A 12,529-nucleotide genomic window follows, 5' to 3' on the forward strand; every position below is an offset into this window, starting at 1 on the left:
TCTAACCCGCTTTGCGGTTCTTGTCTTGTGGATGTTGATGATGTCGCGGCGCGCTCGCCGGTTGCAGCAGCACGAGCACGGCGCCCGCGCCGCCATCGTGCGGACGCGCCTGACAGAACGCAATCACTTCGACCTTCTGCACGAGCCACGCGCGCACCTTGCCCTTGAGCACCGGCTCGCGGCCGACGGACCCGAGCCCCTTGCCGTGAATCACGCGCAGACAGCGCAGCCCGCGCTTCACGGCTTCGCGGATGAACTCCGCAAGCGCCTCGCGCGCTTCCTCGCGGCGCATGCCGTGCAGATCGAGTTGCGCCTGAACGATCCACGCGCCGCGCCGCAACTTCCTCACGACCTCCTGACTGATGCCCGGACGACAGTAGGAAAGCGTCTCGTCGATATCGAGCAGGCTTTCCGGGTCGTATTCGTCGGAGAGCGCTTCCTGCAGCACCGCTTCCTCGTCGCGCCAGCTTTGCAGCGGAAGCGGTGGCGGCGGCACGCGAGCGATAGCGATGCGCGGCGGCGTCTTCAATGGCTCGATTTCGCCGATGGCGCGGCGAAACTCATCGGCCTCGGCCAACGTTTCGCGTTCCGCACGCACGGCCGCGACGCGTTCGACCTCGCGCTTCTCCGCCTGCGCCTTCAACGCGCTTTTCAGCGATCCGAGTCCGGCGAGCCCTTCGCGTTTCACCGCTTCGGCGACATCGACGGGTTTCGCTTCGACAGGCGCGCTGACTTGCGGCGTGGCGGCGCGCCGCAGTTTCGGTTCGTTCGGATGAGGTTGGTTTTTCGGCATCGTTCGGCCAACGGATAAGCGCGGGACGGTCAAACGCAGCGGGCCGATTGTGCCACGCGCGGCGCCATGCACCTGCACGCAACGGCGCTCGCGAAAATAAAAACGGGCCGGCGGCGCGAACCGTGGCCCGTTCTTCAGTCTGGTTCAACCCTCGATGCGGCTGAACTCAGTGAGCAGTACGCTGCGCGCCGGCAACCATTCTAACGGTCCGACGCGCGCGCAGTCGCTCAACGATCCTTTTCGTGGCTCATCGAGTGCGGCGTGGGCGTTTCGTCGATGGTTTCCAGATAACGTTGCGCATCCAGTGCCGCCATACAACCGGTTCCGGCGCTCGTGATTGCCTGACGATACACGTGATCCTGCACGTCGCCCGCCGCGAACACGCCGGGGATGCTGGTGGACGTTGCGTCGCCCGTCGTGCCGCCCTTCGTGATGATGTAGCCGTTCTTCATTTCGAGCTGGTTGGTGAAGAGATCGGTGTTCGGTTTGTGACCGATTGCCACGAACACGCCTTGCAGCTTGACGTCGGTGGTGTCGCCGGTTTCGGTGCTCTTCACGCGCAGGCCGGTCACGCCGGTCGCGTCGCCGAGCACTTCGTCGAGCACGTGGTTCCACTTGATATCGACGACGCCTTCCTTTTCCTTCGCCAGCAAGCGGTCGATGAGAATGGGCTCGGCGCGAAACTTGTCGCGACGATGGATCACCGTGACCTTCTTCGCGATGCCCGCAAGGTAAATGGCTTCCTCGACCGCCGTATTGCCGCCGCCGATCACCGCCACCTCGCCGTTGCGATAGAAGAAGCCGTCGCAGGTGGCGCACGCCGAAACGCCCTTGCCCATGAACGCTTCTTCGGAAGGATCGCCGAGATATTGCGCCGATGCGCCCGTCGCGATGATGAGCGAGTCGCACGTGTACTCGCCCGAGTCGCCGATCAACCGCAGCGGACGCTCGTTGAGCTTCGCCGTATGGATGTGATCGAAGACGATCTCGGTGTTGAAGTTGCGCGCGTGTTCTTCGAGGCGCTGCATGAGTTCCGGACCCTGCACGCCCGTGGGATCGCCCGGCCAGTTTTCGACGTCGGTGGTGGTCATCAACTGACCGCCCTGAGCTAAGCCGGTGATGAGCAGCGGCGACAGATTCGCGCGCGCGGCGTAGACGGCGGCCGAATAGCCGGCGGGGCCGGAACCGAGAATCAGCACTTTGGCGTGTTTGGTCGATGACATGGCGTTTGGTCCGTTATTGATGGCCGTCGGGTTGTGGCGCGGCAACTTCGACGCCCGGCGCGAAAAGCGGCTCATGACCGCGACGCGCCATTGCAGCCCCGACGAACTCTAGTTGGGTGCAAGGGATCAATTATAAAGGCCGTTGCAAAAGCCTTCCGAGTGAACCTTTCAATCGGATTGATAGCCGAGCGTCGCAGGAATCACGAAAAAATCGTTGCTTAATCGTGGCTTAAACCACGACGGTTTGCGTGTGACGAGTGTTACAGGTTGCAAGCACGGACGCCTTTTTGCGCCGTTCACCGCAATGCAGCGTTTACAATAGGCCACCTTATATGCGGCACTTTATAAGCCGCGACAAGCGACTCCGAATCAATGGCCAAAGCATCCTATTCCGCGAGCCCGCAGGCGCTGCCGCACCGCATGTCGCGGCTCTTCACCGAGATTCGCTGGATTCTCCAGGTTGCGCTCGGACTGTTTCTCGTCATGGCGCTCCTTTCCTATAGCCGGAAAGACCCGAGCTGGATGCACGCCATCAGCGTGGATCACATTTCGAACTGGGCTGGGCGCGTCGGCGCCAACACGTCCGATATCCTGCTGCTCGCGTTCGGGCTCTCGTCGTACTGGTTTGTCGTGCTGCTCGGGAGGCGGATCGTCGCGAATTACCGGCGCATCACGCAACCCGCGCTCGCCGACGACGACACCCCGCGCGATCGCACCTGGCTTGCCGAGGCATTCGCGTTCGTGCTCGTGCTGCTCGCAAGCGATGGCATCGAGGCGTTGCGCATGTGGTCGCTCAAGGTGCCACTGCCGCGCGCGCCGGGCGGTGTGGTTGGCGACATGGTCGCGCGCCATGTTTCCCATGCGCTTGGCTTCACGGGGGCGACGCTCTTTCTGCTGATCGCGCTGGCCATCGGCTTGTCGCTCTATTTCCGCTTCTCGTGGTTGTCCGTGTGCGAAAAAGTCGGCGACGGCATTCTCACCGCGATCACCGGCGCGCAACTCCGGCGCGAAGCGGGCCGCGACCGCAAGCTCGGCGAGGAAGCGGCGACCAAGCGCGAAGGCAAGGTCGTGCGCTCGCGCGTGAAGCAGGAAGATCACGAGCCGGTCGTGATCGTGCCGCCGGTCGCCACGCCGCCGCGCTCCGAGCGCGCGGAGAAAGAAAAGCAGGTGCCGCTCTTCAAGGACCTGCCGGGCGATTCCACCTTGCCGCCGCTCGCGTTGCTCGATGCGCCGCCGAAAACCCAGGAAACCATTGCTGCCGACACGCTGGAATACACCTCGCGTCTCATCGAAAAGAAGCTGAAGGACTTCGGCGTGGAAGTGAGCGTGGTCGCGGCGTATCCGGGGCCGGTCGTGACGCGTTACGAGATCGAACCGGCCACGGGCGTGAAGGGCAGCCAGATCGTCGGGCTCGCGAAGGATCTGGCGCGCTCGTTGTCGCTCGTGTCCATCCGCGTCGTCGAAACCATTCCGGGCAAGAATTTCATGGCGCTCGAATTGCCGAACCAGCGCCGCCAGACCGTGAAGCTCTCCGAGATTCTCGGCTCCGAGGTCTACGCAGCCGCCGCCTCGCCACTAACAATGGGCCTTGGCAAGGACATCGGCGGCAATCCGGTCTGCGCCGATCTTGCCAAGATGCCGCATTTGCTGGTCGCGGGCACCACGGGTTCGGGCAAGTCCGTCGGCATCAACGCGATGATTCTTTCGCTGCTCTACAAGGCAAGCGCGGATCAGGTGCGGCTCATCCTCATCGACCCGAAGATGCTTGAAATGAGCGTCTACGAAGGCATTCCGCATCTGCTGTGTCCGGTCGTCACCGACATGCGGCAGGCGGGTCACGCGCTCAACTGGGCGGTCGCGGAAATGGAGCGGCGCTACAAGCTCATGAGCAAGATGGGCGTGCGCAATCTCGCGAGCTTCAACAGCAAGATCGACGAAGCGAAGAAGCGCGACGAAACCATTCCGAACCCGTTTAGCCTCACGCCGGACGAACCCGAGCCGCTCGCGCGTCTGCCGCATATCGTCGTGGTCATCGACGAACTGGCCGATCTGATGATGGTCGTCGGCAAGAAGGTCGAGGAGTTGATCGCGCGGATCGCGCAGAAGGCGCGCGCGGCGGGCATCCATCTGATTCTCGCGACGCAGCGGCCGTCCGTCGATGTTATCACGGGCCTCATCAAGGCAAACGTGCCGACGCGCATGGCGTTCCAGGTGTCGTCGAAGATCGATTCGCGCACGATTCTCGATCAGCAGGGCGCGGAATCGTTGCTCGGCATGGGCGACATGCTTTATCTGCCGCCAGGCTCGGGTCTGCCGGTGCGCGTGCATGGCGCGTTCGTGTCGGATGAAGAAGTGCATCGCGTGGTCGACAAACTCAAGGAGCACGGCGAGCCGAACTATATCGAAGGCATTCTCGAAGGCGGACTGGCCGGCGAGGGTGAAGAAGGCGCGCCCGGCGCAGGCGGCGCGACCGATGGCGAGTCCGACCCGCTTTACGATCAGGCGGTGGAAGTGGTCATCAAGAACAAGCGCGCTTCGATCTCGCTCGTGCAGCGGCATCTGCGCATTGGCTATAACCGGGCGGCGCGGCTGCTCGAACAGATGGAGAACTCCGGGCTCGTTTCGTCGATGTCGTCGAACGGCAACCGCGAGATTCTGACGCCGGCGCGCGATTCCGACTGAGCGCCGACGTGTTTTGAATGGAGAACAAAAGCATGAAGCAACACACGGGGAAGAAGGTATTCGGCGCGGCGCTGCTGTCCGCATCGATGCTGTTTGCGTCGCACACTTACGCGAGTGGCACGGAGCAGCTGAAGGCCTTCGTTTCGCAAGTCCACGCGGCACGCGGCGAATTCACGCAACAGGAAGTCAAGGCGCCAGGCAAGGTCAATAACGGCGCAAGCTCCACGACTACGCCGACCAAGGGCGTGACCTCCAGCGGCACATTCATGTTCGCGCGGCCGGGCAAGTTCATCTGGTCGTATGAAAAGCCGTACTCGCAGGTTTTGCAGGCGGACGGCGACAAGCTCTACGTCTATGACAAGGACTTGAACCAGGTCACCGTTCGCACGCTTGGCGGCGCGCTTGGCGCAAGCCCCGCCGCCATCCTTTTCGGCAGCAACGACCTCGACAAGAACTTCACCTCGCGCGATGCGGGCGAGAAGGGCGGCATCGACTGGCTGGAACTCACGCCTAAAGCGAAGGACACGCAGTTCGAACGCGTGGGCATCGGCTTCAAGGACGGCAATCTGCAAGCCATGGAACTGCACGACGTGTTCGGCAACGTCACGCTTCTTACGTTCTCGAACATTCAGAAGAACCCGCCGATCAAGAGCGATACCTTCAAGTTCAACGTGCCGAAGGGCGCGGACGTGATCAACGGGTAAGGTTGGGCGCCCGGCTTATTGATAGTCGGTGACGACCGTCACGAGCGCTGTCGATGGCGCCGACATGGACAGCACGCCGCCTGTCGCGCCGACGTGAAACGTGCCATCGCTGCCGCGTGCGGTCTGACGTCCAGCGCCATCGGCGAAGCGCGCGTACACGCTGCCGGCAATGGCGACGCGTGCGTTCGGCGCGTCGGTTGGCGGCGGCGTGAAGTGCACCGAGACCGTCTGGTCGCTCGCATGGTTCGTCGCCGAAAAAGTTGCGGACGTTGCCGCCGTCGATGTCGATACGCCGAACGGCGGCGCCACCAGCGCGCCCCGGAATGTGATCGTGCCACCGGGCATCGTGTACACCGGGGCGGATACCGCATAGGCGCTCATCACGGCGAGCGCCGCTGCCAATCCCACCCGGCGTGTTTCTCTCAGCTTTGCTTGGTCCATCTTTTCCCCCGTTGAAAAGTCCGTGTTTCGCGTGACGTGATTAAGCAAATCCGATCATTCGGCTTATTTTTGAGATAACGCGATTAGCTTGGATATTAGGAGAAATCGTGTCGGTCGAGTGATTGGCTTTTGCTAATTGCTCGCGGAAATCGATGCTTGTCGAATAAGCATGCGTACTGCTTATTTAGCTGCGTCTAAGCAGTGTGAGCGGCGGTCATGTCCTCGATGAATGCATCGACGATATCGTTCTTCGCATTGCGCGAGCCGCGTCCACGCTCGGCGCGCACGACCATGTGAAACGCCACGCGATAACGCATGAACTCGGGATTCAACGCGGCGAGCAAGCCGTCTTTCACATAAGGCGCGGCGAAATGCTCCGGCAGATAACCGAGATGCCGCCCGGATAACACGAGCATGGCGACGGCTTCCATGTTGTCCGCGACCGCGCCGATAGTGCGCGGCGTGAGCGCGCCTGCTTCGGGCAGCGGATAGCTTCGCCACGCCCACGCATGATCGGCGGCATCGTCCGGACTCACATTGCCCGCGTGTACAAAAAGCGGATGCTCTCGCGCGCAGTACGCGAACTGATCTTCGGCAAAGATCTGCGTGTATTCCAGCGACGGCACGCGATGCCAGAAGTAGCCGATCGCCATCTTAATGCGGCCGGCAAGCAGCATTTCCTCGAGTTCGCCTGGCGAGCGGACGAGCACGGATAGGCGCACCGATTCGTCGCGTCGCCGGAAGCGCGCGATCGCCTCGCTGATGCGCGCATTCGCGCTCACCGGCGTGTTGCCGATCATCCCGAGCGTCAGCGTGCCGACGAGTTTTCGGCCGACATGGCGCGCGGTGGAATCGAACGTTTCGACAGCGGCGAGCAACGCTCTGCATGCATCGACGAATTGCTCGCCGCGCGAAGTGAGTGCGAAACCGCCGCGTCCGCGCTCGCAAAGCCGGTAGCCGAGGCGCGTTTCGAGCGTCGCGAGTTGCGTGCTGATGGTCGACTGGCCAACATTGAGCGTGGCCTGCGCGGAGGAAACGCCGCCTGCATCGACGATGGCGAGAAACACGCGTATGAGCCGCAAATCCAGGTCGGAAAGATGAGTGAACACGCGCGCCGCCTATACATCGATTGGGATCGATGTGAAGTTGTTTTCGTCGCCATTTTAGCTTGGGTCAAAAGCGCGTACTAATACGCCATCTTTGGCTCAATGGGAACATTTGACACCATGAATACGTCTTCGCTCTTTACGCCTGCCGAACACTTTAACGCCGAGCGTCCGCAACCGCTTTCCGGCAATCAGATGCCGCGCTGCGGCGGCATCACCACGATGATGCGTCTGCCGAACGTGCCGACGGCCGCCGGTCTCGACGTGTGTTTCGTCGGCGTGCCGTTCGACCTCGGTACGTCGAATCGCACGGGCGCGCGTTTCGGCCCGCGTCAGGTGCGCAGCGAATCGGTGCTGCTGCGCCCTTACAACATGGCGACGCGCGCCGCGCCGTTCGACTCGCTGCGCGTGGCCGATATCGGCGATGTCGCGATCAATCCGTACAACCTGCTGGATTCGATCGACCGCATCGAGCGCGCATATGGCGAGATCCTCGCGCACGATTGCAAGCCGATCACGCTTGGCGGCGATCACACCATCGCGTTGCCGATTCTGCGGGCGATCCACGCGAAGCACGGCAAGGTCGGGCTCATTCACATCGACGCTCACGCCGACGTCAACGACACCATGTTCGGCGAGAAGATCGCGCACGGCACGCCGTTTCGCCGCGCGGTGGAAGAGGGCTTGCTCGATTGCGGGCGCGTCGTGCAGATCGGCCTGCGCGGCACAGGCTACGAGGCGAGCGATTTCGACTGGTGCCGCGAACAGGGCTTTCGCGTCGTGCAGACGGAGGAGTGCTGGAACAAGTCGCTCGCGCCGCTGATGGCCGAAGTGCGCGAACAGATGGGCGACGGGCCGGTGTATATCACCTTCGACATCGATGGCATCGATCCGGCGTTTGCGCCCGGAACCGGCACGCCGGAAATCGCGGGTCTGACGGTGCCGCAGGCGCTGGAGATCGTGCGCGGCGCGTGGGGCTTGAATATCGTCGGCGCGGATTTGGTGGAGGTTGCGCCGCCGTACGATCCGTTCGGGACCACGGCGCTGCTCGGGGCGAATCTTGCGTTCGAATTGTTGTGCGTGTTTCCGGGTGTCGAGCGGCGCGCGTGAATCGGGCGAGACGTTACGAAGCCAACGCCGCCCGCCGCGTCGAAACCAGCAGCAAGTAGCAGACGGCGCCCAACGCAAGCGATGGCAATGTCGCGCCCAGATTCGGCAGCCACTGGTTGATCGCGTGATAGGCCGCGATTCCGATCGCCCACGCGACAAAGGCGCTCACGTGCCAGCCGCCCGAATAGCCATAGCGGCCGACGGACTGGCCGAGCGCGGCGAGATCGACGCGGCGTTTTCTCACGATGAAGTGATCGGCCAGCACCACGCCGAAGAGCGGCGCAAACACCGAACCGATCAGCAGCAGGAAGTTCTGATACTTGCCCATGGCAACGGCGAGCGCGACCAGCGTGCAGAGCGCGCCGAACGCGGCGGAAAGCACGGGTACGCTCACGCGCGCCCAGAACGTGCCCGTCGAGACGGCGGCGGAGTGGATATCGGCGAAGGCGTTGTCGATTTCATCGATGAGAATCAGGAGCAGCGCAATGCCGCCCCCCGCTTGCGCGAGCGCGATGGTGAGGAGCGCATCGCCGCCGCCCGCGGCCAGCCCGTACACCGCGCCGAGCGCGTAGAACCACAGGTTCGCGATACCGTAGCCGAGCAGCGTGCCACGAAACGAGCCGCCCGCGCTGCGGGAAAAGCGCGTGTAATCGGCAATCAGCGGCAGCCACGAAAGCGGCATGGCAACGACTAGATCGATCCCCGCGCCGAACGCCAACTCACCGGTGTCAGGACGTGCCAGCAGCGCGGCAAGATCCTGCTTGGCCAGCAGATTCCACGTGAGCCAGCCCGCGCCCGCGAGCAAAAGCCAGATGCCCCAGGTACGCAGAAAGCGCCGCACGAAGGACAGCGGACCGCTCACCGCGAGCAGCGTGGCGAGCACGCCGAAGATCACGGTCCAGACGAGCGGCATCGACAGATTGAAAGATTGTTTGGCGAGCGCGTCCGCGGAATCGCGCATGACGATGATTTCGAACGAGCCCCAGCCGACCAGTTGAACGGCGTTGAGCACGGCAGGCACCGACGCGCCGCGCACACCGAGCGTCGGGCGCAGCGAGGACATGGCGGCGAGCCCCGTGTCCGCGCCGACCACGCCCGCGAGCGCGAGCAGCACCACGCCGATCACCGTGCCGATGACGATTGCCACGAGTGCGTGCGGCAGCGACAGACCCGGCACGAGCAGCGCGCCCGCCTGCGCGACTAGCAGGCCGATGCCGAGCGAGAACCACAGCGCGAAGGCGTCGCTGGTGCCGAAGGCGCGCCGTTCGGGCGGCACGGGAATGAGCGGGGCGTAAGTCGACGTGTCCTCTTGCTGCATCGGATTTGATCCTTATCTTGTCTGTTCGCGGTTTGTCCGAAGCCGTCGCTTGCGCGCGAGCATCGGCTGTCATAATGACCCGGATTTTGCGGCCACGCGGAGCAATGCGCTAGCTCTGCCGTTCGGCATAGGCAAAAATGCGTCCGGTGACCCGGCCGTCGGCGCCTCACCTTACTCAGCAAGCACATGTTCGAAGAAAACCGTGGCACCGTCCCGCTCGCGGAACGCCTGCGCCCCCGCACCATCGACGACGTGATCGGGCAGAAGCATCTGCTCGGTCAGGCGAAGCCGCTGCGCGTCGCGTTCGAATCGGGCGAGGCGCATTCGATGATCCTCTGGGGCCCGCCCGGCGTCGGCAAGACCACGCTCGCGCGCCTCATGGCCGCTGCCTTCAACGCCGAGTTCATCTCGCTTTCGGCGGTGCTCTCGGGCGTGAAGGATATCCGCGAGGCGGTCGAGACGGCGCAGATTCATCGCGCGAACGGGCACCAGACGCTCGTGTTCGTCGATGAAGTGCATCGCTTCAACAAGAGCCAGCAGGACGCGTTCTTGCCGCACGTGGAGTCGGGCCTGTTCGTGTTCGTCGGCGCGACGACCGAAAATCCGTCGTTCGAAGTGAACAGCGCGCTGTTGTCGCGGGCCGCCGTCTACGTGCTGAAAAGCCTGGACGCCGACGAGTTGAAAGAACTGCTGGAGCGCGCAAGCACTGAACTCGGCGGCCTGACCTTCACCGACGAATCGCGCGACGCGCTGATCGGTTCCGCCGATGGCGACGGCCGCAAGCTCCTGAATAACCTGGAAATCGTCGCACGCGCGGCCGCGCAGCAGAAGCAGACGCACGTGGATGGCGCGTTGCTCGGCAGCGCGCTCGCCGAAAATCTGCGCCGTTTCGACAAAGGCGGCGACGCGTTCTACGACCAGATCAGCGCGCTGCACAAGTCGGTGCGCGGCAGCAATCCGGACGCCGCGCTGTACTGGTTTTGCCGCATGATCGACGGCGGCGCGGACGCGCGTTATCTGGCGCGGCGCATCGTCCGGATGGCCTGGGAAGATATCGGTCTTGCCGATCCGCGTGGCGCGCGCATCGCGCTCGATGCCGCCGAAACTTACGAGCGGCTCGGCTCGCCCGAGGGCGAACTGGCGCTTGGGCAGGCGCTCATTTATCTGGCGGTCGCGCCGAAATCGAACGCGGGCTACAACGCGTATAACGAGGCACGGCGCTTCGTCGGCAAGGATCAGTCGCGCGGCGTGCCGGTGCATCTGCGCAACGCGCCGACGAAGTTGATGAAGGAGCTCGGCTACGGCCACGAGTATCGCTACGCGCACGACGAACCGGACGCCTATGCCGCCGGTGAAACCTATCTGCCGGACGGCATGCGCGACCCGCACTGGTATGCGCCGACGCCGCGCGGGCTGGAAGGCAAGATCGGCGACAAGCTGTCGCGTCTCGCGGAACTCGATGAAGCCTGGCGGCGCGAGCACAAGGATGAGAAGAAGCGGTAAGGGGTGTTGCACGCTGGCGGGTGCTTCGTTTCACTCGCACCGCCCGCCTGTTTCATCGAGCGAATCGAAGCGGCACGCGCCGGCCGTAACCGGTGCGTTAGACTTCACAGCTACTGGCGGCGCGCCATGCCGCAAATATCGGCGGCGCATGATCGCCTGAACGCCAGCCACGGCCGCGCCCGATGCGTGCGCTAAAATCGTCGTTTTCGAATACTTAACAAAAGCATCCCCGACATGCTCGACATTCAACACCTCCGTAAAGACCTGGACGGCGTCGCGAAGCGCCTCGCCGACCGAGGCTACACGCTCGACGTTGCCGCCTTCGCCGCGCTCGAAGCCGAGCGACGCGACATCCAGACCCGCACCGAAGAACTTCAGGCGCGCCGCAATAGCCTGTCCAAACAAATCGGCGCGATGAAAGGCCGGGGCGAGGACACGTCGGCGGTGATGGCGGAAGTAGGCGGCATCGGCGACACGATGAAGGCATCGGCGACGCAACTCGAAAACGTGCAGAAGCGTCTGTCGGACCTGATGCTGACCGTGCCGAATCTGCCTCACGAAAGCGTGCCTGTGGGCAACGACGAGAAGCAGAACGTCGAATTGCGCCGCTGGGGTTCACCGCGCGCGTTCGATTTCGAGGTCAAGGATCACGTCGATGTCGGCGCGCCGCTCGGACTCGATTTCGAAACCGGCGCAAAGCTTTCGGGCGCGCGTTTCACGCTCTTGCGCGGGCCTATTGCGCGGCTGCATCGCGCGCTCGCGCAGTTCATGATCGACACACACACCGAACAGCACGGCTATACAGAAGCGTACACACCGTACATCGTGAATCCTGAGATTCTCTACGGGACCGGACAGTTGCCCAAATTCGCCGACGATATGTTCCGCGTCGAGAAGGGCGGCGACGAAAACACGATCACGCAGTACCTCATCTCCACCTCGGAGATTTCACTCACGAACACCGTGCGCGACAGCATCCTCGAAGCGAGCGCGCTGCCGGTGAAGCTGACGGCGCATTCGCCGTGCTTCCGTTCCGAGGCGGGTTCATATGGACGCGACACGCGCGGCCTGATTCGCCAGCATCAATTCGATAAGGTCGAGATGGTGCAGGTCGTCGCACCCGAGCACTCGTACGCCGCGCTCGACGAGATGGTCGGGCAGGCCGAAACCATTCTGCAGAAGCTCGAATTGCCGTATCGCGTAATCACGCTTTGCACGGGCGACATGGGCTTTTCGGCGGCGAAGACCTTCGACCTCGAAGTGTGGTTGCCGGCGCAAAACACTTATCGCGAGATTTCGAGCTGCTCGAATACCGAGGCCTTCCAGGCGCGACGTATGCAGGCACGCTTTCGCAATGCACAAGGCAAGCCGGAGTTCGTGCATACGCTCAACGGCTCGGGTCTCGCGGTGGGACGCACGCTGGTTGCCGTGCTGGAAAATTTCCAGAACGCGGACGGCTCGGTGACCATTCCCGCGGTTTTGCGCCCTTACATGCGTGGCGCGGAGCGTATCGAGGCGCCGGCTGTGGTCTGACGTTTATTTTAAAAAGGGCCTTGGAAAGCTCGAACGACTTCGTTATACTTTCGTTCTTCGCTTGGCAACGACCCGCTTCGCGAAGGCCGGCAAAGCCTTTAAGGCCCAGTCTGGTA

Annotated in this window: 10 protein-coding genes; 5 read left to right on the forward strand and 5 right to left on the reverse strand. The window is 63.1% G+C overall.

The annotated features are described in order from the left end of the window. Position 1 precedes the first annotated feature (1 nt). On the reverse strand, positions 2-793 hold the full coding sequence (locus QCE79_RS03335) for a Smr/MutS family protein (protein ID WP_250463650.1): 792 nt from the start codon (positions 791-793) through the stop codon (positions 2-4). A gap of 227 nt (positions 794-1,020) precedes the next feature. Further along, positions 1,021-2,016 (reverse strand): thioredoxin-disulfide reductase, encoded by a 996-nt coding sequence (gene trxB, locus QCE79_RS03340; RefSeq protein ID WP_250463652.1) that lies wholly within the window; start codon positions 2,014-2,016, stop codon positions 1,021-1,023. A gap of 372 nt (positions 2,017-2,388) precedes the next feature. Between trxB and QCE79_RS03345 the strand changes: the two genes are divergently transcribed. Together QCE79_RS03345 and lolA are read left to right on the forward strand one after the other, a co-directional pair. Then, on the forward strand, positions 2,389-4,698 hold the full coding sequence (locus QCE79_RS03345) for a DNA translocase FtsK (RefSeq protein WP_250463655.1): 2,310 nt from the start codon (positions 2,389-2,391) through the stop codon (positions 4,696-4,698). 32 nt (positions 4,699-4,730) lie between these two features. Further along, entirely contained in the window at positions 4,731-5,402 is a 672-nt protein-coding gene (lolA, locus tag QCE79_RS03350; protein WP_309841856.1) for an outer membrane lipoprotein chaperone LolA, read from the forward strand. Positions 5,403-5,417: 15 nt separating this feature from the next. Here lolA and QCE79_RS03355 read toward each other — a convergent pair whose 3' ends face one another. Continuing rightward, complete coding sequence (locus QCE79_RS03355; RefSeq protein ID WP_250463660.1) at positions 5,418-5,843, reverse strand: hypothetical protein; 426 nt, start codon at positions 5,841-5,843, stop codon at positions 5,418-5,420. A 194-nt stretch (positions 5,844-6,037) separates the two neighbouring features. After that, a complete protein-coding gene (locus tag QCE79_RS03360; RefSeq protein ID WP_309841858.1) occupies positions 6,038-6,952 on the reverse strand; it encodes a LysR family transcriptional regulator in 915 nt (304 codons plus the stop codon). A 117-nt stretch (positions 6,953-7,069) separates the two neighbouring features. On the opposite strand from QCE79_RS03360, the gene speB reads away from it, so the two are divergent. Continuing rightward, a complete protein-coding gene (gene speB, locus QCE79_RS03365; RefSeq protein ID WP_250463667.1) occupies positions 7,070-8,059 on the forward strand; it encodes an agmatinase in 990 nt (329 codons plus the stop codon). 13 nt (positions 8,060-8,072) lie between these two features. Here the strand turns inward: speB and cytX are convergent, their stop codons facing one another. Further along, positions 8,073-9,377, reverse strand: coding sequence for a putative hydroxymethylpyrimidine transporter CytX (gene cytX, locus QCE79_RS03370; RefSeq protein ID WP_309841863.1), 1,305 nt, complete (start codon positions 9,375-9,377; stop codon positions 8,073-8,075). 186 nt (positions 9,378-9,563) lie between these two features. Here cytX and QCE79_RS03375 point away from each other — a divergent pair, with 186 nt between their 5' ends. Both QCE79_RS03375 and serS read left to right on the forward strand, forming a co-directional pair. After that, positions 9,564-10,880: a replication-associated recombination protein A gene (locus tag QCE79_RS03375; protein ID WP_309841865.1), complete on the forward strand. Its 1,317-nt coding sequence runs from the start codon at positions 9,564-9,566 to the stop codon at positions 10,878-10,880. Between the two features lie 234 nt (positions 10,881-11,114). Continuing rightward, positions 11,115-12,413, forward strand: coding sequence for a serine--tRNA ligase (gene serS, locus QCE79_RS03380; protein ID WP_250508697.1), 1,299 nt, complete (start codon positions 11,115-11,117; stop codon positions 12,411-12,413). Positions 12,414-12,529 lie beyond the last annotated feature (116 nt).

The organism is Caballeronia sp. LZ003 (genome assembly GCF_031451465.1).
GTDB lineage: Bacteria > Pseudomonadota > Gammaproteobacteria > Burkholderiales > Burkholderiaceae > Caballeronia.